This window comes from Streptomyces sp. CA-288835 (genome assembly GCF_050936385.1).
GTDB lineage: Bacteria > Actinomycetota > Actinomycetes > Streptomycetales > Streptomycetaceae > Streptomyces.
In genome coordinates, this window is the sequence record NZ_JBNJMW010000001.1 from 3,475,973 (window position 1) to 3,497,831 (window position 21,859).

The window sequence follows — 21,859 nt, forward strand, 5'->3', positions numbered from 1 at the left end:
CCAGGATCTGACCAGGCGGAAGGGGCACTCAAGGGTAACGAGAACCGCGCGCGTCCCCGCCCTGAGCCCCTACGGCTCCAGGATGCGCGGCGACAGCGCCCCGCACGGCAGCAGGTCCACCTCCGCGCCCGCGTCCCGCAGGTCGGTCAGTACCAGTTCGTCGTACATCAACAGGCCCGACTGCTCGGGCCAGACGACCGCCCACAACCACAGGCCGCGCGCCTCTCCGGCGAAGACGGCGCGGTCGTCGGGGGTACCGGAGACCAGCCAGAGGGGGGTCGGACGGCCCGCCGCGAGGACCTTCGCCTGGGCCGGCTTCTCGACGTTCATGTACGGGCCGGGGTCCGGGCCGTCGATTCCCGCGTACCGCGCGCCGAGTCCCACGCCGAGCTCCTCGGCGACGAGCACCAGCTCTCCTACGCCGCCGAGCGGGCCCGGGCCCGAGCAGGCCACGGCGGTGGCACGGCCGCCGCTGCGGTCGTCGCCCGCGAAGGCCGCACCCGTGAAGAGCCAGCCGACGGGCAGCGGCCAGGGCATCCACACCGGTACGCGCGCACGGTGCACCACGACGCTGAGGGCCTCGACGCTGGGCGGGATCACGGGCTGCAGTGGGTGCACGGGACCGTGCACATCACACTGCCAGGAGTCGGCAAAGAGTCCGGGAGCCCTGACCCGGCCACCACACTTCGGGCAACTGGGTTCGCCCCTCATAGGCCCCAACGGTCCTCCCCGGCTGTCGCCGCGTCAAGGACGATCACCCGTCCGGCGAGCCCCGTCGCCGCCGATTGAACGAGTGTGACATTCCCAACTGGACGATTCCAGCGAAAGGTTGGGTTCAGTCGAGAGACACGGACTTGCGTGACGGATCGCGCAGGTCGGTTCCGCCCGTGAGCCAGCGTTCCTGGAGGGCCGCCGCGCCGTGCACCCGCTTCCACGCCGCTTCGTTCGGCGTCATCGGAAGCAGCGGCAGGAAACGTACGGGATCGAGGGGCTCGTCCAGCTCCAGGTCCTCGACGAGACCGCCCGGCTCGGCGACCAGTACGGAGGTGAACGGGGCGCCCGGCCACAGGGGTTCGCCGACGTCGAGCGAGGCTCCGGGGGCCACGACCAGGCCCTCGACCTGCGGAGACGCGGCCAGTACGGCAAGCGGGCGGAGCACCTTGTCGGTGTCGGCGACGTCGGCGCGTACGGAGAGGACCAGCTCGGCGCGCGGGCCCTTGACCGGGTCGGCGAGGGCCGCCGTGGGGTCCGTCATCGGCTGGGCGGACATGCCGAGCGTGGCGTAGCGCACGAGCTTTGCCCCGGCGGATCCGCCGCTGAAACGGAGCACCTCGATGCGGTCCGTGCCGAGGAAGGTGACCGCTGCGCGCGCGTCCGGTTCGCCCAGCGCGGTACGCAACCGGGCCTCCACCAAAGGAAGAACATCAGCCATACGGTGAGCATAGGCTGCGCCTTTTTGGGGACTTCTGCCCTGGTTTCCGGGAGCGACAAAGGCGAAGCGGCGGCTTGACAGGCCGGTGGGCTGATAGTCTTGGCCGCTGGTCGGGGCAGCACGCAGAAGCGTCGCTCTCGAGTCCCGACGCACGGACACACTCCCCCACGGGGGATGGATCTCCCCTACGGGGGACCGGCCGGAGGAGGTGGGGCTCCATGGATCGAAGTCGACCGTGTAGTACTACCCGCTCTTCCGGCTGCTGAGTTCTCACAATCCGAGCTCTACTGGCTGCCGCCTCCCGTACTCGCGTCATGCGTGTCGGTGCACGACGGAAGAGCACTTCGTTTTTGCCTGATCTGTCTGATCTGTATCAGTAGCGAAGCTGCCACCGCGACGGTGCGGTGCTCCCCGCTTTGCGGACGTGCCAAACATCCCCGGTTTTCACAGGCCGGAGACCCCAGTCAGGACGTCCCCATTCCGGGCAGTTCCAACCGTTGCCGGCGGCTTCTACGCGAAGGAGCCTGCCATGTCGATGATCCGAGACCTGCGCGCCGCGGTCCGCCCCTCGCTGCGCAAGGACGGCGGCCCGTACGACAGCACACGCGAGGCCGGGACGAACTCGGCTGTCGTGGACTGCGCCATCTACCGCGACGGCGCCCGCGTTCCGTTCCCCGTCACCCTCACGCCGCACGAGGCGATGCTCCAGGTGCGCCGTGACGGCGGCTTCGCCTGGATCGGTCTTCACGAGCCCACGGAGGACGAATTCGCTGTCATCGCCAGCGAGTTCGGGCTGCACCCGCTCGCCGTCGAGGACGCGGTGCACGCCCACCAGCGGCCCAAGCTGGAGCGCTACGACGAGACGCTGTTCACCGTCTTCAAGACCATCCACTACGTCGAGCACGACGAACTCACCGCCACCAGCGAGATCGTGGAGACCGGCGAGGTGATGTGTTTCACCGGCCGGGACTTCTTCATCACGGTGCGGCACGGCGGGCAGGGCTCGCTGCGGGCGCTGCGGCACCGGCTGCAGGACGACCCCGAGCTGCTCGCCAAGGGACCGTCGGCCGTGCTGCACGCGATCGCCGACCATGTCGTCGACGGGTACATCGCGGTCGCGGACGCCGTGCAGGACGACATCGACGAGGTCGAGACGGCGGTGTTCTCGCCGGGGCGCAAGGGCGGGACCGCGCGCGGTGTCGACTCGGCGCGGATCTACCAGCTCAAGCGTGAGGTACTGGAGTTCAAGCGGGCGGTGTCCCCGCTGATGCGGCCCATGCAGCTGCTGAGCGAGCGGCCGATGCGGCTCGTTGACCCCGACATCCAGAAGTACTTCCGTGATGTCGCCGACCACCTCGCCCGGGTCCAGGAGCAGGTCGTCGGGTTCGACGAGTTGCTCAACTCGATCCTCCAGGCCAATCTCGCGCAGGCCTCGGTCGCGCAGAACGAGGACATGCGCAAGATCACGTCGTGGGCGGCGATCATCGCCGTACCGACGATGGTGTGTGGCGTCTACGGCATGAACTTCGACTACATGCCGGAGCTGCGCTGGAAGTTCGGGTACCCGCTGGTGCTGGGCATCACGGTGGGGATCTGTTTCACGATCCACCGCACGTTGAAGCGCAACGGGTGGCTGTGAGCGGGCCCGGACGCTGTGAGCGGGCCGGACTGGTCTGAGTGGGCTGGATACCCTTGCTGCCATGACGGATGAGCTGCTCGGCCAGGCCCTCGTCGAGGAGGCCACCAAGAAGTCCGCGCTGGTGTGGGTGCGGGGTGGTGGGTCGCCGCTGCCGGAACGGGCGCTGTGGCATGTGTGGTTCGACGGTGCGGTGTGCCTGGTCGGCGACGGGGGCGGGGAGCAGCCGTTGCCGGGGCTCGTCGATGGGGGCGAGGCGGTGGTGACCGTGCGCAGCAAGGACAAGGGCGGGCGGTTGGTTTCCTGGGTGGCCAAGGTCGTGGAGCTCGCTCCACGGTCCGCCGAGTGGGAGGCCGCGGTCGGCGAGCTCAAGGGCAAGCGGCTGAATGCGCCGGACGGTGAGGCTATGACTGAGCGGTGGGCTCGGGAGTGCCGGGTGCTCCGCTTGGAGCCGACGGGGGGTACGGCGCCGTTGCCGGACGGGTCGCTTGCGGCTGTGCCGGCGCCTTCGCCGGCGACTACGCGGCAGCCGGTCCCGGCGGGGCTGCATCGGCTGTTGTTCCGCAAGAAGCGGCGGTAGCTGCGCTGGCGGGGCGGTCTTTAAGGTGCGGGTTCGTCGCGGCTGGTCGCGCCCGCGCGGCGGAGCCGCAAATTGATACAGCCCCGCGCCCCTGAGAGGGCTGGGGCGTGTGTGCAACGTGCGGGTTCGTTGTGGTTGCTCGCGCAGTTCCCCGCGCCCCTAAAGGGGCGCTCGTGAACCCTTACGACTCCGGCAGTTGCTGCCCGTAATCCACCATCTCGTTCTTCGCCGGTTCCTCCAGGGGGAAGTCCTTGCCCCAGTCCGTCAGGCGGATCGTTCCCGCGTTGCCTGCTCGGGCCAGGAGTAGGGGGTAGGGCTTGCCCTCCAGGGAGACGTCCAGGGTGCCGCCTGAGCCCTTGTCGCCGGTGATGCGGATGGTGCGGATGCCGAAGCGTTCGTGGTGGCCGTCCGTGGCCAGGGTGCCGTGGAGGGTGAGGAGGCCGTCGAGGAGTACGTCCTTGTCGGTGAAGCCGGTGAAGCGCTGGTAGGCGGGGTCGCCCTGCGGGACCTTCACGTACTTGCCGTCGAGCTTTTCGGCGGCCTCCGCGTCCGCGTCGCTGTCCTTGCCTCCGCTGTCCTCGGCGCCCTTGCCGTCCTCGTCCGCCCAGAAGCCCGCGTCGGCCTTCAGGAACAGGTGCTCGCCGACCCGCAGCAAGCGGAAGGTCGTGTCCTGTGTGGTGACGGAACCGGTGCCGCCGTCGGCCTTGAGGCGCATGTCGAGCTTGTACGTACGGCCATTGCTGACGACCGAGCCGGAGAGGTGGACCGCGTTGGCGCCCCGGGCCGCCTTGTTCGTCCTGGCCTGGATCTCGTCGGCGGGGAGCTTGCCGACCCCGTTGGTGCCCGCGTTCGGGTCCTCGGCGCCGCACCCCGTCAGTCCTGTCCCCGTCACGACCAGTGCGCACATCGCGCTGATGAGTGCGGCCCGGTGGCTACGGCCCTGGGGAAATGCGGTCACGGGTGGGGGCACCTCTCGTTCGGGAGTCCTGGGCGGCGTACGGCAGCGTACCTGTGCCGTCCACGCACTCCGGAGGCAGTCCGTACGGGTCCGCCGCCGGGGCGGGTCCAGTCGGTACGGGCTAGCCTGAAGCCCGCAAATACGGATATATCGATAAGAGATCGGTGAGCAGGGAGGAGGTGTGCGGCATGGCCGCTGGCGCTCCCCGGATCTTCGTCTCGCACCTCTCCGGTGTCGCCGTCTTCGACCCGAACGGCGACCAGGTGGGACGGGTGCGCGATCTCGTCGCCATGCTGCGGGTCGGGCAGCGCCCGCCCCGGCTGCTCGGCCTCGTCGTCGAGTTGTCGACGCGCCGCCGTATCTTCCTGCCGATGACGCGGGTGACCGGCATCGAGTCGGGCCAGGTCATCACCACCGGCGTCCTGAACGTACGGCGCTTCGAGCAGCGGCCCACCGAGCGGCTCGTCATCGGGGAACTGCTCGACCGGCGCGTACATCTCGTGGAGACCGGTGAGGAGGTGACGGTCCTGGATGTGTCGGTCCAGCAGTTGCCGGCCCGCCGCGACTGGGAGATCGACCGGGTCTTCGTACGCAAGGGGAAGGGGGGCACCTTCCGGCGGTCCAAGGGAGAGACGCTGACCGTCGAGTGGTCCGCCGTGACCGGGTTCTCGCTCGAGGAGCAGGGGCAGGGCGCCGAGAGTCTCCTCGCCACCTTCGAGCAGTTGCGTCCGGCCGACCTCGCGAACGTACTGCACCATCTGTCGGCCAAGCGGCGTGCGGAGGTGGCCGCGGCTCTCGACGACGACCGGCTCGCCGACGTTCTCGAAGAGCTGCCCGAGGACGACCAGATCGAGATCCTCGGCAAGCTCAAGGAGGAGCGGGCCGCCGATGTCCTGGAGGCGATGGACCCCGACGACGCGGCCGACCTGCTGGCCGAGCTGCCGGAGGAGGACAAGGAGCGGCTGCTCACGCTGATGCGCCCGGACGAGGCGGCGGACGTACGGCGGCTGATGGCGTACGAGGAGCGGACGGCGGGCGGTCTGATGACCACCGAGCCGATCGTGCTGCAGCCGGACGCGACGGTCGCCGACGCGCTGGCCCGGGTCCGCAACCCCGACCTCTCCCCCGCGCTGGCCGCCCAGGTGTATGTGTGCCGCCCGCCCGACGAGACGCCGACCGGCAAGTACCTCGGCACGGTGCACTTCCAGCGGCTGCTGCGCGACCCCCCGTACACGCTGGTCAGCGCGCTTCTCGACGATGATCTCCAGGCGCTCCGGCCGGCGGACGCGCTGCAGGTGGTGGCCGGCTTCTTCGCGACGTACGACATGGTCGCGGCGCCCGTGGTCGACGAGAGCGGCTCGCTGCTCGGCGCGGTGACCGTGGACGACGTACTGGACCACATGCTGCCGGAGGACTGGCGCGAGACGGAGTTCCACCTGGATGTGGAGGCAGCTCAGGGGGTCTCGCATGGCTCCTGAGCGCGACCCCCGCGAGCGGGTCCCCATGGGTGTTACCGCCCGCCCGCGCATCCGGCTCGACCAGCCGCTGCCGCCGCGCCGCAGGCTGGTGCCCGAGTGGGACCCGGAGGCCTTCGGGAAGCTGTCGGAGCGGATCGCGCGGTTCATCGGCACCGGGCGGTTCCTCGTCTGGATGACCGTCGTCGTCATCGTGTGGGTGCTGTGGAACGTCGCGGCGCCCAACGGCCTGCGTTTCGACGAGTTCCCGTTCATCTTCCTGACCCTGATGCTCTCGCTCCAGGCCTCGTACGCCGCCCCGCTGATCCTGCTCGCCCAGAACCGGCAGGCCGACCGCGACCGGGTCAATCTCGAACAGGACCGCAAGCAGAACGAGCGGTCGATCGCGGACACCGAGTATCTGACCCGCGAGATCGCCGCGCTGCGCACCGGCCTCGGTGAGGTCGCCACCCGCGACTGGATCCGCTCCGAACTCGAGGACCTGGTCAGGGAGCTGGAGGAGCGATGGCCCGACGGACGGGTCGTATTCCCGGCGGAACACCCGCGCGGACGTGACGTAAGCGACCGCTGACAGGCTTTCCTGGGGTGGGCGGAAGCGCCGTACCATCGGTCGTATGGCTACGGAAGACGCGGTGCGCGCAGCGCTGGCGACGGTGAACGACCCCGAGATCCAGCGACCCATCACCGAACTGGGGATGGTCAAATCGGTGGAGATCGGGGCGGATGGCACGGTCGCGGTCACCGTGTACCTGACCGTCTCCGGCTGTCCCATGCGCCAGACGATCACGGACAACGTGACGAGTGCGGTCGAGGCGGTCGACGGCGTCACGCGCGTCGACGTCACGCTGGACGTGATGAGCGACGAGCAGCGCCGCGAGCTGGCGTCCGCGCTGCGCGGCGGGCAGGCCGAGCGGGAGGTCCCCTTCGCCAAGCCGGGCTCGCTGACGCGCGTGTACGCGGTCGCCTCCGGCAAGGGCGGCGTCGGCAAGTCGTCCGTGACCGTGAACCTGGCGGCGGCGATGGCGGCCGACGGCCTCAAGGTCGGTGTCGTGGACGCCGACATCTACGGCCACTCCGTGCCCCGCATGCTGGGCGCCGACGGGCATCCCACCCAGGTCGAGAACATGATCATGCCGCCGTCCGCGAACGGCGTGAAGGTCATCTCGATCGGCATGTTCACCCCGGGCAACGCACCGGTCGTCTGGCGCGGCCCGATGCTCCACCGCGCACTTCAGCAGTTCCTGGCGGACGTGTACTGGGGCGACCTGGACGTCCTTCTCATGGACCTCCCGCCGGGCACGGGCGACATCGCGATCTCGGTCGCGCAGCTGGTGCCGAACGCCGAGATCCTGATCGTGACGACGCCCCAGCAGGCCGCCGCGGAGGTCGCCGAGCGGGCCGGCTCCATCGCCGTCCAGACCCATCAGAAGATCGTGGGCGTGGTGGAGAACATGTCCGGTCTGCCCTGCCCGCACTGCGGCGAGATGGTCGACGTCTTCGGCACGGGCGGCGGCCAGGCGGTCGCCGACGGCCTGACCCGGACGACCGGCGCGACGGTTCCCGTGCTGGGCAGCATCCCGATCGACGTCCGCCTCCGCGAGGGCGGCGACGAGGGCAAGCCGGTCGTCCTGACCGACCCCGACTCCCCGGCGGGCACGGCCCTGCGCTCGATCGCGGGCAAGCTGGGGGGACGCCAGCGCGGGCTGTCGGGCATGTCGCTGGGGATCACCCCGCGCAACAAGTTCTGACGTCGTTACGAGGGTGGGGGCGCCGTCTCGCGAGACGGCGCCCCCACCCTCGTACTGTCTAGACGTACGCGGTGATGTCCTTGACCACCGAGAAGCCCAGGCCGTACGCGCTCATGCCTCGCCCGTACGCGCCCAGGTGGACGCCCTGCTGCGTGGAGCCCGCGAGGACCCAGCCGAACTCGGACTCGCGGTAGTGGAAGGACGCCGGGACCCCGTCCACGGGGAGCGAAAGGCTGGACCAGTCCGGGCCCGTCAGGTCGTCCGCGAGGACCCACGCCGTCTCGGTCTGCTGGTCCAGCCAGTCGTCGCGCAGAGTGTGGTCCATCTGGCCGGGCCACGTGCAGTTCAGCAGTCCCACGCCCGCGAGCCAGGCCGCGGAGGACACCGAGGTGGCCTCCAGGAGCCCGGTGCCGTCGGCGCTGCGCCGCACGGGGCTGGACGCGACGGTGACCACCACCGCGAAGCGCTCCTTGTCGTCCGTCGTGGACTCACTGCGTACGGACGGCTCGTCGCCGTGCCCGATCGAGCCGTGCTCCACGGCACCATCGGCCGAGGTGCCGACCTTCATCAGCCAGCGCGGTCCCGTGAAGGCCTCGTCGAGGCCGTACCACGGGAAGGGCGCCAGCAGGTAGCCGTCGACCGTGCGCCGGGCGGAGGGGACGGGTTGTCCGCCCTCCGCGTCCGACGCCTGCGCGCCTACCCGACTTGTCGTCTCCATTGCCCGGACGCCTCCTCGCTCTCGTCGGACCGAAACGGCCCGCCCCCCATCGGGCGTCCCTCCGGTCCGCACAACAACTAGGCAGGATAGCCACACGCTGACAGCGAGCTGTGAAACCGGTCGGCGGGTGGCTCGGGTACGCGTCTGCTCGCGCCGCTGTGAGCAGGGAGAACTCAGTGGTACGGGGTTCTTGTAGCTCGGGAGCAAACGGCTGAGGGGGCGTGCGCCTCGGGCGCGTACACGTCAGGTACGTACGCGTGCGCCTGGAGGCCCGTACGCCTCAGCTTGAGGCCCGTACGCCTCAGGTCGCGTCCGCGTCGAACGGGGGGCGCTCGGCCGGTTCGAGCTGCTCGCGCTTCTTCGTCATGTCGACGGTGCCGCCGGAGGACGGCGAGGTGGAGGAGGCGGCGGACTCTGAGTCGCGGCCGTGGACGGCGTCCGTGACCTCGGCCATCTCCTTCTTCAGGTCGAAGCCGTTACGGATCTCCTTGAGCCCCAGGTCGTCGTTGTCCAGCTGCTTGCGGATGAACGTCTTGGGGTTGAGGTCCTCGAACTCGAAGTCCTTGAACTCGGGGCCCAGTTCCTCACGGATGTCCGCCTTGGCGCTCTCCGAGAACTCGCGGATCTTGCGAATCGTGCGCGTGACGTCCTGGATCATCTTCGGGAGCTTCTCCGGGCCGAAGACGAGCACGGCAAGGACAACGAGCGCCACCAGCTCGAGGGCTCCTATGTCATTGAACACCTTGCAGCTCCTTGGGATGTCCTCGGCCTCGGCGGGATTCTTCCGTGGTCCGGGCCGGATCCACGGTACCCGCCGTTCCTGTCTGTCCGGTACTGTCCCGGCGTCTTACTCCTGCCGTTCCTGTCAGTTTGTGATGGGTTCCTGTTGGTTCCCGTCTGCTGTTGTCCCCTCTGTCACTCCGTTCGCTGTCGATCAGTTCCCGCTCAGTCGCCGTCGGCGGAGCCGAGGACGAGGCTGATCTTCCGCTCCTTGCCGTCGCGCTCGACGGTCAGTTCCAGGCGGTCGCCGGGGCGGTGGGCGCGGGTCTTGACGATGAGCTCCTCGCCGGAGCGGACGGGTCGGCCGTCGACCTCGGTGATCACGTCGCCCGCCTTGATGCCGGCCCGGTCGCCGGGGCCGCCCTTGGTGACCGGCGCACCGCCCTCGCCACCCTTGGTGCCGACGCGGGCGCCGTCGCCCGCGTAGTCCATGTCGAGCGTGACACCGATCACCGGGTGCGTGGCCTTGCCGGTGTTGATCAGCTCCTCGGCAACTCGCTTGCCTTGGTTGATGGGGATGGCGAAGCCCAGGCCGATCGATCCTGCCTGGCCGCTCTCCAGGTCGGAGCCGCTGTCGGCGGAGCGGATGGCGCTGTTGATGCCGATGACGCGGGCCTTGGAGTCGACGAGGGGGCCGCCCGAGTTGCCGGGGTTGATCGGGGCGTCGGTCTGCAGGGCGTCGACGTACGAGACGTCGCTGCGGTCGCCCGACTGGCCGCCGGCGGTGATCGGCCGTTCCTTGGCGCTGATGATTCCGGAGGTCACGGTGTTCTCGAGGTCGAAGGGTGCGCCTATGGCCACCACCGGGTCGCCGACCTGGACGTTGTCGGAGTTGCCGAGCGGCAGGGGCTTGAGGCCGCTGACGCCGCTCACCTTCACCACGGCGAGGTCGTAACCCGTGTCGCCTCCGACCAGCTTCGCCTTGGCGCTCTGGCCCCCGCTGAACGTCACGGAGATGTCGCCGCTCGCTCCGGCGGCATCCACGACATGGTGGTTGGTGAGGATGTGCCCGCGCTCGTCGAGCACAAAGCCGGTGCCCGTGCCCTGCGCGTCCGACCCGCTCACATGCAGGGTCACCACGCTGGGCAGCGCACTGGCCGCGATCCCGGCCACACTGTCCGGCGCCCGCCCCTTGGCCTCCGTCCCGGCCTGCGGCAACTCGACGTCCTCGATCCCCCCATTCCGCTCGAGATACGCCCCCACCGCGCCGCCGAGGCCTCCGGCCACCAGCGCGATGAGTACGGCTCCGAGGACCAGCAACCGCCGGACGCGCTTACGCCGACTGCTCTTGCTGTCGACGGGGGCGCCGTTCTGCTGGAGGGGGGCGGCGGCCCAGGGGTCGTAGTGCTGCCAGGGGGTGCTCGGGGGTTGGGAGGCTTGCGCGGGTAGGGGCACTTGGGCTGGGGCTTGGAGGGATTGCGGGGATTGGGCTTGGGTGCCCGAGGCCGAGCTCGGGCTCGGGTGGTGGTCAGGGGCCTGGGCCGGGTGAGGTACGGGCGCTGCAGGGGCAGGTAGGGGTGCGGGGGCGGGTGCAGGTATGTGGGCGCCGTGGGCTGGGCTTACTCCGAGCGCACTGGCGCCCTGGACCGCGGGAGCCGCTCCGGGCGCGCCGGTGCCGTGGACGTTAGGGCCTGCGCCAGGCGTGCCGGTTCCGTGGGCAGTGGCGCCCGCTCCGGGCGCGCCGCCGTGGACGCCAGGGCCCGCGCCAGGCGCGCCGACGCCGTGCGTCGAAGCCGCCGGGCCGACGGAACCGTTCTGCGGCGGAGCCGCCGCCTGTCCGGGCACGCCATGCCGGGTGGTCGTGCCGGGTGTGCCGGCGCCATGGGCTGGGCCCGCTCCAGGCACTCCGCCCCCATGGACGGCAGGAGCCGCTCCGGGCGCGCCGGTGCCGTGGACGTTAGGGCCCGCGCCAGGCGTTCCGACGCCGTGCGCCGGAACCGCCGGGCCGACGGAACCGTTCTGCGGCGGAGCCGCCGCCTGTCCCGGCACACCATGGCCGGTGGTCGCCCCATGCGTGCCGGTGCCGTGCCCCGGTGTCGGCGCCGGAACGGCCGTGCCCTGCGCGGGAGTCGTCCCCGGATGCTGGACCGGCGGCGCGGGCGCGTAGGGCCCGGGCTCCCCGTACGGAGGCGTGCTGTACGGATCCGGATCGTGCAGGGGCTTGGCCCGCTCACCAGACGCAGGGCCACCAGACACCGGACCACCCTCCGGCGCGCCACCCACCCCGTACAGCGCCCCCGACGGCTCACCGTCGCCCGCGCCACGTACAGGCGCGGCGCCCGCAGGCCGTTCCAGTTCGAAGTCGCCCTCGGTGTTCTCCCGGCGGAGTCCGCTCGTGGCGTTCTCCGGGTGCCCGACTGGGGTCGGGGCGCCTTCAGGCGTGGCTGGATTCGTCCCGTCCCCCGCGGAAGCGGAGTGCTTCCCCTCGTCCATGCTCTCCCCACACCTGGCCCGCGGCACGGCGCGTCGGCGGCGCCGCGGATTGTCGACTCCGCGCCCCGGGTCCCTCCGGTGGGCGCGGCCCATCCCTGGATTCAACCAGGTTCGCCGGCCGCCGCGCAGAGGGCGGGTTCAGCGGGCGGTGGGAGGCGAGGGGGAGGCGGACGACTCGGGCAGCGGCACGATGGCCGAAAGCCCGGGCATCGCGAACTGAGAGGTCGTCGCCCACGAGGCCAGCGTGACCGGCGGGTGCGTCTCAAGGGGACGTATGAGCGGGGACATCGCGGCTGCACCGCCCACCACCGGCGCGGTCAGCGCGTGCAGTGGACGCGCGTCCTGCTGCGCGGCAGGCGGGGGCATTCCCGGCAGCAGCGGCGCGGACACCGCGGTCGGCGCGACCTGCTCCGCGGTGAAGGAACGCTGTCCCTGGGCGAGCAGCGGCGCGAAGCCACGGCGGCGCTGCTCGGGAGTGGTCGCCGCGCCCGTGCCCGGCGTACGCGCCGGAGTCACATTGCTCCCCGAGCCGGACCCGGCCCGTGCCTCCGTGCTGTCGGGCACACCGGTCGACACTCCGCCGAGCGCGACCGCGGCCAGCGATACGGCCCCGGCCGCCACGAACGCGAAGCGCAGCCCGCGTGAGGCCGAACGATCGGCCTCACGTCTGCTGATGTCATGGATACGGAACCCGCGCTGCTCCGAGGGCAGCACGGCGGCATGCGGACCGCTCGGCACATACTCGAACGGGTCGTGCCGCACACCGAAACCCGAATCGTGCCGCACACCGAAGGCACCGGACGACCCGAAGGATCCTCCGCCCAGCCGGGAGCCGCCCCCGTCCCCGTCACTTCCCCCGGGCAGCCCCTGGAGGCGGGCCAGGAAGCTCTCGGAGGGCGGTGGTGGAGCCGCTTCCGCGAATACGTTCTTCAGTCGTCGCTGCTCATCTGCCTCGGCCTTGCACTTCGCGCACGTCGCGAGGTGGGCCAGGACGCGCTCACGCGCCTCATGACCGAGCTCCCCGTCCACCAGGGCGGAGAGTCGGTCTCCCAGGTGCTGCTCTGCCGGCGTAGGACGTGATCCACTCACGCGGTCGCGCCCCCTCCTCCCAGAGCGGGCACCCCGGTGACGACCAGGCCACGGCGCTCGGCGCGGGCCTCGGGCGACCGGTGGGCGAGGGCCTTGCGGAGCTGCGAGCGGCCGCGGTGGATCCGGCTGCGGACCGTGCCGAGCTTGACGCCCAAGGTCGCGGCGATCTCCTCGTACGAAAGCCCCTCGATGTCGCACAGGACGACCGCGGCACGGAATTCGGGTGCGAGGGTGTCGAGCGCCTGCTGGACGTCCGCGTCGAAGTGCGTGTCGTTGAAGACCTGCTGCGGGGATGGCTCACGGCTGGGCAGCCGCTCGGCCGCGTCGTCGCCGAGCGCGTCGAACCGGATGCGCTGCTTGCGGCGCACCATGTCCAGGAAGAGGTTGGTGGTGATGCGGTGCAGCCAGCCCTCGAAAGTGCCGGGCGTGTAGGTCGACAGGGAGCGGAAGACCCGGACGAAGACTTCCTGGGTCAGGTCCTCGGCATCGTGCTGATTGCCCGTCAGGCGGTAGGCGAGCCGGTACACCCGGCCACTGTGCATGCTGACGATCTCCTCCCAGGTGGGCGGAGTCCACGCCTGCGAGTCCGCGTCGGACGTGAAGGTCGCGGTCTGAGCGGAATCGGCAGCGCGGTACTTGTCAGCGGTGTCGGTCACGGATTTCGGCTCACCCGCGGATCTGAGCAGGCGCCTCAGCACCCCTCCTCGATCCCCAGGCGCAGCCGCACCTCCCCTGTCGGCTCTGGTGGTGTCCAGTGGAGCCCCTACCATAGCCACCTCGCCCGTTAGCTCCGGATAAGCGGTTTTACGAGAAATTGATACGCGCTTCCGCGATTGCGTCAGCACTTGCTCGGTGTCCTTGTCCATCGGCTACCCCCCGCGTCGTTCCGCACCCCTTTAAACGCCCGGTCCCATCTGCGGGTTCCCGACGCCAACGGATACAGTCACGCCCAGGCAACCACGGGGACGGGAGAGGGTCATTAGCGGCAACCGGCAGACGAGCTGGGCGTTCGCCGACGCCTTTGTCGCCGAGGACGAAGCGCTGCACTGGGCCCGGGACCGGGCCCGGGAGGCAGGGCTGCGCTCGGTGTCGCCCGGCACCGGCGCCGCGCTGCGGTTGCTCGCCGCCACCGTGGGCGCGAAGTCGGTGGCGGAGATCGGAACCGGAACCGGAGTCTCCGGAATTCATCTGCTGCACGGCATGCGGCCGGACGGTGTACTGACCACAGTCGACACAGAACCGGAGCGCCAGCAGTTCGCCCGGCAGGCGTTCCGCGCCGCCGGCTTCGCCAGTAATCGCGCGCGCATCATTCCGGGCCGCGCCCTGGATGTTCTGCCCCGCCTCGCGGACTCCGGATACGACCTCGTCTTCTGCGACGGGGATCGCCTGGAATATCTCGACTATCTCGCTGAATCGTTGCGCCTGCTGCGCCCCGGCGGCCTTGTCTGTTTCGAGGGCGTCTTCTCCAACGGCCGGACCGTGGACTCGGGCCCACAGCCAACAGAAGTACTGCGCCAGCGCGAGCTGTTGCGCACGGTCCGCGAGAACCAGGACCTCGTCCCCTCGCTGCTGCCGGTCGGCGACGGCCTGCTGTGCGCGGTCAAGCGCTGAGCCGTCAGGCGCCGTAGGCCTGGTTACGGGCCGTAGACCTGGTTACGTGTCGTAGACCTAGAACGACAGCGCCCCGGCACCAATCGCGGCGCCGGGGCGGCTCAAAACGTTCTGTCGCTCCCGCGTCAGCCGACGACCTTCTTAAGGGCGTCGCCGAGCGCGTCGGCCTCGTCAGGGGTCAGCTCGACGACGAGCCGACCGCCGCCTTCGAGCGGAACGCGCATGACGATGCCCCGCCCCTCCTTGGTCACCTCGAGCGGGCCATCACCCGTCCGCGGCTTCATGGCCGCCATGCTCGTTCCCCTTCCTGAAACCAGCTCATCGTCGCCGACGGCCCCTTCGAGGGCACACGTCCTTCTTCCCGGACACGCGTCACCGGCATCGAACACATTGCTTCCAGGCCATTATCCCGCATCTCAGGACCCGATGACCAACATCAGTCGGCATCGCTTGCGCAACGCGCTTGAGCAAAACCACTCAATTCGGCGATGTGGCTGCGATACTGCGCCACCGCTTCGACTTTCGGGCACCGGAATTCTTTGACGCAGGTCACATCTCTGAACGCAGCCCCTGCTCATGATCTACGCCATGCTGTCCTCGGACGACTACGAGACGCTACGAAGGCGACGAAAAAGCCGCGACACCGGAGGGGATCCACCATGGCCGACACCGTGCTCTACGAGGTGAGCGACGGACTCGCGACGATCACGCTGAACCGCCCCGACGCGATGAACGCGCTGAACATCGAGACCAAGGTCGCCCTCCGGGACGCGGTCCAGTCAGCGGCAACCGACGACGCCGTACGGGCCGTGCTGCTGACCGCCGCCGGTGACCGGGCGTTCTGCGTCGGACAGGACCTCAAGGAGCACATCGGGCTGCTGGCCGCCGACCGGGAGGCCGGCTCGGGGCAGACCATGAGCACCGTACGGGAGCACTACAACCCGATTGTGCGGGCCCTTACCGGAGCGCCGAAGCCCGTGGTCGCCGCGGTGAACGGGGTGGCCGCCGGGGCGGGCTTCGGGTTCGCGCTCGCGGCGGACTACCGGATCGTGGCGGACACGGCGGCCTTCAATACCTCGTTCGCGGGGGTGGCCCTGACGGCGGACTCCGGCATCTCGTGGACCCTGCCGCGGGTCGTGGGCCCCGGGCGCGCCGCCGATCTGCTGCTCTTCCCGCGGAGCATCAAGGCCCAGGAGGCGTACGAGCTGGGCATCGCGAACCGGCTTGTGCCGCCCGCCGAACTGCGTGCCGAGGCCGAGAAGGTGGCGCGGACGCTGGCCGAGGGGCCGACGGTGGCCTACGCGGCGCTGAAGGAATCGGTGGCATACGGGCTGACGCACTCCTTGGCGGAGACCTTGGACAAGGAGGACGAGCTGCAGACGCGGGCGGGCTCCTCGGAGGACCACGCGATCGCGGTGCAGGCCTTCGTCAACAAGGAGAAGCCGACCTACGTGGGGCGGTGACCTGCACCGACACCGCCTACTGGAGGCGTGCGACGCACGCCTCCAGGTGATCGTCGACCAGTCCGCACGCCTGCATCAGGGCGTACGCGGTCGTCGGGCCCACGAAGCGGATGCCTCGCTTTTTGAGGGCCTTGGAGAGGGCCGTCGACTCGTCGGTGACCGCCGGGACGTCGGCGAGGGTCTTCGGGGCGGGACGTGAGGCGCGGTCCGGTGCGTACGACCAGATCAGCTCGTCCAGCTCCCCGGAGGGCCAGTCGGCGAGCACGCGCGCGTTGGAGAGTGTCGCCTCGATCTTGGCTCTGTTGCGGATGATCCCGGGGTCGGCGAGGAGCCGCTCTTTGTCGGCGTCCGTGAAGGCGGCGACCTCGGCGATCTTGAAGCCGGAGAAAGCGGCGCGGAAGCCCTCGCGGCGGCGCAGGATCGTGATCCAGGACAGGCCCGACTGGAAGGCCTCCAGGCACAGCCGCTCGTACAGCGCGTCGTCGCCGTGGATCGGGCGGCCCCACTCCTGGTCGTGGTACGTCACGTAGTCGTCGGTCGACAGGGCCCAGGGGCAGCGCAGCGCTCCGTCGGGTCCCTTCAGTGCCTCGCTCACCGGTGGTCGTCCTCCGGGTGCTGCTCCAGTGAGGTGTCCCGGTCCGCTCTCGCTCCGGCCAGCGCGGCTTCCAGGTCGGCGATCCGGGCGTCGCGCTCGGCCAGTTCGGCGGCGAGGCGGCCGAGGGCGTCGTCGACGTCCGCCATCCGGTAGCCGCGGACGGACACCGGGAAGCGCAGCAGCTCCACGTCGCCGCGATGCACCGGGCGGTCCAGGGGCAGCGGGTCCACAAGGCGCTCCGGCGGGGCCTCGGGCAGGGCGGTGCTGTCGCCGCCGCCCACCACGGAGAGGGTCACCGCGGCGACGACCACGACGAGGGCGACGACCAGGAACAAGAACATGAACATCGCTGCGGTCCCCCACGCTCTGTCACCGGCTGCCACCGGCTGTTGCCGACGCGGCACACGTCGACACGGAAACTGTCAGGCTCCGATCGTGCCATGCGACTCTGACAGTTAGGGTCTGCCCGGCGGATCAAGTCGGAGGAGACTTACGGTGCCTGATGAGCGCGGGTGAGCGGGCTCTGGTGCGTGCAGCTGCAAGGCGGAGGATTGAGTCGACGCGGAGCGTCGGCGATTGACGACAACGCCGCAGATGTGCGTGCCAGAGCTCGCGTCTCCGGCATGATCCGCTGGGCAGGCCCTAGGTCACAGGCGGCCGATCCAGGTGGCGGAACGGCGACCACTGCGAACGACTGGGAGAGGTCACAGGGGATGCTCAGGCTGGGCGGGCGCGAATTCGACGCGCATGAGCCGGTGATCATGGCGATCGTGAACCGGACCCCCGACTCCTTCTACGACCAAGGGGCCACCTTCCGCGACGAGCCGGCGCTCGCGCGCGTGGAAGAGGCGATGTCAGAGGGTGCTGCCATCATCGACATCGGTGGGGTCAAGGCCGGTCCCGGGGAGGAGGTGACGGCCCAGGAGGAGGCGCGACGCACGGTGGGTTTCGTCGCCGAGGTGCGGCGTCGGTTCCCCGACGTGATCATCAGCGTCGACACCTGGCGGCACGAGGTCGCCGAGGCGGTCTGCGAGGCGGGCGCGGATCTGCTCAACGACGCGTGGGGCGGGGTCGATCCGCGGCTCGCGGAGGTGGCCGGGCGGTTCGGGGTGGGGCTGGTGTGTACGCACGCGGGGGGTGCGCGGCCTCGTACGCGGCCGCATCGGGTGGCGTACGACGATGTCATGGCCGACATCTTGCGGGTCACCCTTGGGCTGGCTGAGCGGGCGGTTTCGCTCGGGGTGCCGCGGGAGTCTGTGCTCATCGATCCTGGGCATGACTTCGGGAAAAACACTCGGCACAGTCTGGAGGCCACGCGGCGGCTGGGCGAGATGGTTTCCACGGGGTGGCCCGTGTTGGTCTCCCTCTCCAACAAGGACTTTGTCGGCGAGACCCTGAACAAGCCGGTCAAGGAACGGGTCCTTGGGACCCTGGCGACGACGGCCGTCTCGGCGTGGCTAGGGGCGCGGGTGTACCGCGTCCACGAGGTCGCGGAGACCCGCCAGATCCTGGACATGGTCGCGTCGATCGCCGGCCACCGGTCACCGGCGGTTGCCCGGCGGGGGCTGGCGTAGCCCTGGCGGGGTGACGCCGGGGAGGGTTCTTCGCCCCCGCCGCCCCTACCCGTCCCATCCCGGGGCGTTGCCCCGAACCCCACCAGGGGCTCCGCCCCTGGACCCCGCTCGGGGCTGCGCCCGAGGCCCCCGCCACAGGGTGGGAGTGACACTGCGTGTCGCGGCTGCGGGGTCGTCGTGGCTTGTCGCGCAGTTCCCCGCGCCCCTGACGGGGCGCTTCTGCCCAGCTCAGCTAACTGAGGCGGGCCAGCACATTTCAGCCCGTCCGGCGTTTGAGGACGAGGCCGTTCAGGCCGATAGCGGGGTCTGGGGCGGCAGCCCCAGCGGGGTCCAGGGGCAGCGCCCCTTGGTATGGGACGGGTAAGGGCGGCCGGGGCGAGAAAACCCCTCGCCCTACCTGCCCGCCTCCTTGGAGACCAACGCCACCGCCTCATCCACGTCATCCGTCAGATGGAACAACAGCAGATCCTGCTCCGACGCCTTCCCCTGCGCGATCAGCGTGTTCTTGAGCCAGTCCACCAACCCGCCCCAGTACTCCGTACCGAAGAGCACGATGGGAAAGCGCGTGACCTTCTGGGTCTGAACCAGAGTCAGCGCCTCGAAGAGCTCGTCCAGCGTGCCGAGGCCACCGGGCAGCACCACGAACCCCTGCGCGTACTTGACGAACATCATCTTGCGCACGAAGAAGTAGCGGAAGTTGAGGCCGATGTCGACGTACGGGTTCAGCCCCTGCTCGAAGGGCAGCTCGATGCCGAGCCCGACCGAGATGCCCTTCGCCTCGCACGCACCCTTGTTGGCGGCCTCCATGGCACCCGGCCCACCACCCGTGATGACCGCGAACCCGGCCTCCACCAGGCCCCGGCCGAGCGCGACCCCGGCCTCGTACTCCGGCGACCCGGCCGGCGTACGGGCCGAGCCGAACACGCTGATCGCGGGCGGGAGTTCGGCCAGCGTGCCGAAGCCCTCGATGAACTCCGACTGGATGCGCAGCACCCGCCAGGGGTCGGTGTGCACCCAGTCCGAGGGCCCGCCCGCGTCCAGCAGCCGCTGGTCCGTCGTGCTCGCCTGCACTTGTCCGCGCCTGCGCAGCACGGGGCCGAGCTGCTGTTCCTCCGGTGGCTGCTTCTTGCCCTCCGGGTCGCCAGTGGCCATGTCCGCTCCCTCCGCTTGCACGTCGTTCCACCCCAGCGTAGGTCTACGCGGGTTACGGAGGGGGTACGTCGGCATGTCCGCCATGAACCGCCCTCAGGTACGGGACAGGACCTCGGATACAGGACCTGAGATACGGGACTTGAGAAACAAGACCTCAAGCACAGGACCTTGGATTTGGATACGGGTCAGGATGTCAGCCAGGCCCGCAGCCGCTCCTCCCCTGCCAGAATCTTCCCCGTTTCGACCCGTTCATCCCGCTTGTGCGCCAAGTGCGGGTTCCCAGGGCCGTAGTTGACGGCGGGGACGCCCAGCGCGCTGAAGCGGGAGACATCCGTCCAGCCGTACTTGGGCTGCGGAGTGCCGCCGACCGCCTCCATGAACGCGGCGGCCGCCGGGTGGGACAGACCGGGCAGCGCGGCCCCACTGTGGTCGTCGACGACGAACTCCTCGACCCCGCAGTCCGCGAACACCTCGTGCACGTGGGCCAGCGCCTCCTCCTCGCTGCGGTCGGGCGCGTAACGGAAGTTGACGGTCACCACGCACTCGTCGGGGATGACGTTGCCCGCCACCCCGCCCTCGATCCGGACGGCGTTGAGGCCCTCGCGGTACTCCAGCCCGTCGATGACCGGATACCGCGGCTCGTACGAGGCCAGGCGGGCGAGGATCGGGGCGGCCGCGTGGATCGCGTTCGAGCCCATCCAGCTGCGCGCGGAGTGGGCGCGCTCGCCGCGCGTCTTCAGCAGCACCCGGAGCGTCCCCTGGCAACCGCCCTCCACCTGTCCGTCCGAGGGCTCCAGCAGTACCGCGAAGTCGCCCTCCAGCCAGTCCGGGTGAGCCTCGGCCACATGCTTCAGGCCGTTCAGGTGAGCGGCCACCTCTTCGTTGTCGTAGAAGACGAATGTGAGGTCTCGATTGGGCTCGGGCACGGTGGCCGCGATCCGCAGCTGCACGGCGACACCCGCCTTCATGTCGCAGGTGCCGCAGCCCCACAGCACGCCGTCGTCGTCGAGGCGCGAGGGCACGTTGCCGGCGATCGGCACCGTGTCGATGTGCCCGGCGAGGATCACGCGCTCGGCCCGCCCCAGGTTCGTACGAGCGACGACGTTGTTGCCGTACCGGTCGACCGTCAGATGCGGCAGGGCACGCAGCGCGCTCTCGACGGCGTCCGCCAAGGGCTTCTCGCTGCCGCTCTCCGAGGGGAAGTCGACGAGCCGCGCGGTGAGCCCGGCGGCGTCAACGGTGAGGTCAAGCGGGGTGTCAGCCATACGGTCGACCCTAGCGCGACGGCCCGGACCGCCCTCACGTCGACTGCTTTGAGACATCCCCCACAGCTTGTTGACCAAATGTCCATAGTCCGGTCATCCGACCCCGCGCCCTTCGCTACCTTGATGAGCGTGCGCGAACCCACCAGTAACGTCCGTCGCCGCCGCCTCCCGCGTTTCGGAACGGCGCTCGCGATGCTGCTCGCCCTCGCGGCGTACCTCACCTTCCAGTACGTCACCGGGGGCACGGGTGCTCCCCGCTGCACGGTCGTCTCGAACAGAGGGGGCGGCGCGTCGTACGAGTACGAGTTCACGGCGGAGCAGGCGGTGAACGCGGCGACGATCTCGGTGGTCGGCACCAATCGCGGCATGCCCGAGCGGGCCGTCACGATCGCCCTCGCGACGGCGCTCCAGGAGTCCGGCCTGCGCAACATCGATCATGGCGACCGGGACTCGCTGGGCCTGTTCCAGCAGCGGCCCTCGCAGGGCTGGGGCACGGAAACGCAGGTCATGGACCCGGCGTACGCGGCGAGCGAGTTCTACGAGCACCTGGCCAAGGTGCCGGACTACGCGGAACTGCCGCTCACCGTCGCCGCCCAGCGCGTACAGCGCAGCGGCTTCCCGGACGCGTACGCGAAGCATGAAACGGACGCCAGCCTGCTGGCCGCGGCGCTGACGGGGCGCGCGGCGGGCACGCTCACCTGCGAGGGACGCCCGGACATGCGGCCCGAGCAACGCCGGCAGGTCGGTCCGGATGCGGTGCGCGCCGCGCTGGTACGGGACTTCGGGCAGGACATGTTCCAAGCGGCGGGCGCGGAGCGGAAGTTGGGGCCGAAGACGGGCACAACTCCCTCTGATGCGTCATCCGGCGCGGGCGGTCCCGCGAACCCCCGCACCGTGACCATCCCCGTGCCCGACGCCCCGGCCACCAAGGGCGGGCAGCGGCAGCGCGGCTGGGGACTGGCGCACTGGGCGGTGGCCAACGCCTCCGCGCTGCACATCAAGCGGGTCTCGCACGCGGGCCGGGTCTGGATCGCCGGGAACACCCGCAGCGAGTGGCGCGCGGAGGCCTCGAAGTCCCGTAACTCCACGGACGAAGTCCGCGTCGTCACGGGGCGGTAGTACGCGTCCTCACCCGTTCGGAGGACACCGTGCGCGCCATGTCCACGGCGCGCACGGGACTTCGTACGCCCACGCGCGAATCGACCGAATCCCTTGGGAGTCAAGGGCGGTAAGGATTCAGCAGACTTTCGCACCGGGTGTTCTTTGCCCGGTTTTCTCCGCAGCCGATAATGCGACGCATTGCCAACTCTTTACGTCGGGCCACCGCAACCTTCGCGGACTTCGAGCGGT

Annotated in this window: 22 protein-coding genes; 9 read left to right on the plus strand and 13 right to left on the minus strand. The window is 70.1% G+C overall.

Annotated features, from left to right (window positions below; translation table 11 throughout):
* Positions 1-69 precede the first annotated feature (69 nt).
* Both ACQEVY_RS15530 and ACQEVY_RS15535 read right to left on the minus strand, forming a co-directional pair.
* Complete coding sequence (locus tag ACQEVY_RS15530) at positions 70-711, minus strand: DUF6758 family protein (protein ID WP_328768823.1); 642 nt, start codon at positions 709-711, stop codon at positions 70-72.
* Between the two features lie 124 nt (positions 712-835).
* The gene (locus ACQEVY_RS15535; RefSeq protein WP_432948788.1) at positions 836-1,432 is read right to left on the minus strand and encodes a suppressor of fused domain protein; all 597 of its coding nucleotides are present in this window, start codon (positions 1,430-1,432) and stop codon (positions 836-838) included.
* A 529-nt stretch (positions 1,433-1,961) separates the two neighbouring features.
* Between ACQEVY_RS15535 and ACQEVY_RS15540 the strand changes: the two genes are divergently transcribed.
* Entirely contained in the window at positions 1,962-3,071 is a 1,110-nt protein-coding gene (locus ACQEVY_RS15540) for a magnesium and cobalt transport protein CorA (protein WP_432948790.1), read from the plus strand.
* Between the two features lie 61 nt (positions 3,072-3,132).
* Positions 3,133-3,648, plus strand: a complete 516-nt coding sequence (locus ACQEVY_RS15545; protein WP_432948792.1) for a hypothetical protein — start codon at positions 3,133-3,135, stop codon at positions 3,646-3,648.
* Positions 3,649-3,829: 181 nt separating this feature from the next.
* Here ACQEVY_RS15545 and ACQEVY_RS15550 read toward each other — a convergent pair whose 3' ends face one another.
* Positions 3,830-4,606 carry a hypothetical protein gene (locus ACQEVY_RS15550; RefSeq protein ID WP_432948794.1) on the minus strand — a complete coding sequence of 259 codons (777 nt, stop codon included), beginning with the start codon at positions 4,604-4,606 and terminating at the stop codon, positions 3,830-3,832.
* Between the two features lie 188 nt (positions 4,607-4,794).
* On the opposite strand from ACQEVY_RS15550, the gene ACQEVY_RS15555 reads away from it, so the two are divergent.
* Genes ACQEVY_RS15555 through ACQEVY_RS15565 form a run of 3 tightly spaced genes read left to right on the plus strand, consistent with a single transcriptional unit; the run spans position 4,795 to position 7,829 of the window.
* Positions 4,795-6,084 carry a magnesium transporter MgtE N-terminal domain-containing protein gene (locus ACQEVY_RS15555; RefSeq protein WP_432948796.1) on the plus strand — a complete coding sequence of 430 codons (1,290 nt, stop codon included), beginning with the start codon at positions 4,795-4,797 and terminating at the stop codon, positions 6,082-6,084.
* Positions 6,074-6,652: a DUF1003 domain-containing protein gene (locus ACQEVY_RS15560; protein ID WP_432948798.1), complete on the plus strand. Its 579-nt coding sequence runs from the start codon at positions 6,074-6,076 to the stop codon at positions 6,650-6,652. Before ACQEVY_RS15555 ends, ACQEVY_RS15560 begins: the two co-directional genes overlap by 11 nt.
* 43 nt (positions 6,653-6,695) lie before the next feature.
* Entirely contained in the window at positions 6,696-7,829 is a 1,134-nt protein-coding gene (locus tag ACQEVY_RS15565; RefSeq protein WP_432948800.1) for an Mrp/NBP35 family ATP-binding protein, read from the plus strand.
* 58 nt (positions 7,830-7,887) lie between these two features.
* Here ACQEVY_RS15565 and ACQEVY_RS15570 read toward each other — a convergent pair whose 3' ends face one another.
* The 5 genes from ACQEVY_RS15570 to sigE form a co-directional block, all read right to left on the minus strand.
* Positions 7,888-8,547 (minus strand): hypothetical protein, encoded by a 660-nt coding sequence (locus ACQEVY_RS15570; RefSeq protein ID WP_432948802.1) that lies wholly within the window; start codon positions 8,545-8,547, stop codon positions 7,888-7,890.
* 301 nt (positions 8,548-8,848) lie between these two features.
* On the minus strand, positions 8,849-9,289 hold the full coding sequence (locus tag ACQEVY_RS15575; protein ID WP_432948804.1) for a sec-independent translocase: 441 nt from the start codon (positions 9,287-9,289) through the stop codon (positions 8,849-8,851).
* A 203-nt stretch (positions 9,290-9,492) separates the two neighbouring features.
* On the minus strand, positions 9,493-11,112 hold the full coding sequence (locus ACQEVY_RS15580) for a S1C family serine protease (RefSeq protein WP_432955233.1): 1,620 nt from the start codon (positions 11,110-11,112) through the stop codon (positions 9,493-9,495).
* 786 nt (positions 11,113-11,898) lie between these two features.
* A complete protein-coding gene (locus ACQEVY_RS15585; RefSeq protein ID WP_432948806.1) occupies positions 11,899-12,849 on the minus strand; it encodes an anti-sigma factor family protein in 951 nt (316 codons plus the stop codon).
* Positions 12,846-13,547, minus strand: coding sequence for an RNA polymerase sigma factor SigE (gene sigE, locus ACQEVY_RS15590; RefSeq protein WP_165341134.1), 702 nt, complete (start codon positions 13,545-13,547; stop codon positions 12,846-12,848). The genes ACQEVY_RS15585 and sigE overlap by 4 nt, the downstream gene beginning before the upstream one ends.
* A gap of 214 nt (positions 13,548-13,761) precedes the next feature.
* On the opposite strand from sigE, the gene ACQEVY_RS15595 reads away from it, so the two are divergent.
* A complete protein-coding gene (locus tag ACQEVY_RS15595; protein WP_432955235.1) occupies positions 13,762-14,460 on the plus strand; it encodes an O-methyltransferase in 699 nt (232 codons plus the stop codon).
* 125 nt (positions 14,461-14,585) lie between these two features.
* Here the strand turns inward: ACQEVY_RS15595 and ACQEVY_RS15600 are convergent, their stop codons facing one another.
* On the minus strand, positions 14,586-14,753 hold the full coding sequence (locus ACQEVY_RS15600; RefSeq protein WP_003966491.1) for a DUF3117 domain-containing protein: 168 nt from the start codon (positions 14,751-14,753) through the stop codon (positions 14,586-14,588).
* Positions 14,754-15,119: 366 nt separating this feature from the next.
* Between ACQEVY_RS15600 and ACQEVY_RS15605 the strand changes: the two genes are divergently transcribed.
* Positions 15,120-15,923 carry an enoyl-CoA hydratase/isomerase family protein gene (locus ACQEVY_RS15605; RefSeq protein ID WP_432948809.1) on the plus strand — a complete coding sequence of 268 codons (804 nt, stop codon included), beginning with the start codon at positions 15,120-15,122 and terminating at the stop codon, positions 15,921-15,923.
* Between the two features lie 16 nt (positions 15,924-15,939).
* On the opposite strand, the gene ACQEVY_RS15610 is transcribed toward ACQEVY_RS15605, so the two are convergent.
* Both ACQEVY_RS15610 and ACQEVY_RS15615 read right to left on the minus strand, forming a co-directional pair.
* Entirely contained in the window at positions 15,940-16,518 is a 579-nt protein-coding gene (locus ACQEVY_RS15610) for a DNA-3-methyladenine glycosylase I (protein ID WP_432948811.1), read from the minus strand.
* A complete protein-coding gene (locus ACQEVY_RS15615; RefSeq protein WP_432948813.1) occupies positions 16,515-16,865 on the minus strand; it encodes a DivIVA domain-containing protein in 351 nt (116 codons plus the stop codon). The genes ACQEVY_RS15610 and ACQEVY_RS15615 overlap by 4 nt, the downstream gene beginning before the upstream one ends.
* 366 nt (positions 16,866-17,231) lie before the next feature.
* Here ACQEVY_RS15615 and folP point away from each other — a divergent pair, with 366 nt between their 5' ends.
* Positions 17,232-18,092 (plus strand): dihydropteroate synthase, encoded by an 861-nt coding sequence (gene folP, locus ACQEVY_RS15620; RefSeq protein WP_432948815.1) that lies wholly within the window; start codon positions 17,232-17,234, stop codon positions 18,090-18,092.
* Positions 18,093-18,485: 393 nt separating this feature from the next.
* On the opposite strand, the gene ACQEVY_RS15625 is transcribed toward folP, so the two are convergent.
* Positions 18,486-19,244 carry a TIGR00730 family Rossman fold protein gene (locus ACQEVY_RS15625; RefSeq protein ID WP_328768841.1) on the minus strand — a complete coding sequence of 253 codons (759 nt, stop codon included), beginning with the start codon at positions 19,242-19,244 and terminating at the stop codon, positions 18,486-18,488.
* Positions 19,245-19,429: 185 nt separating this feature from the next.
* Positions 19,430-20,509, minus strand: a complete 1,080-nt coding sequence (dapE, locus tag ACQEVY_RS15630) for a succinyl-diaminopimelate desuccinylase (RefSeq protein ID WP_432948817.1) — start codon at positions 20,507-20,509, stop codon at positions 19,430-19,432.
* A gap of 123 nt (positions 20,510-20,632) precedes the next feature.
* On the opposite strand from dapE, the gene ACQEVY_RS15635 reads away from it, so the two are divergent.
* Positions 20,633-21,628 carry a heavy metal transporter gene (locus ACQEVY_RS15635; protein ID WP_432948819.1) on the plus strand — a complete coding sequence of 332 codons (996 nt, stop codon included), beginning with the start codon at positions 20,633-20,635 and terminating at the stop codon, positions 21,626-21,628.
* Positions 21,629-21,859 lie beyond the last annotated feature (231 nt).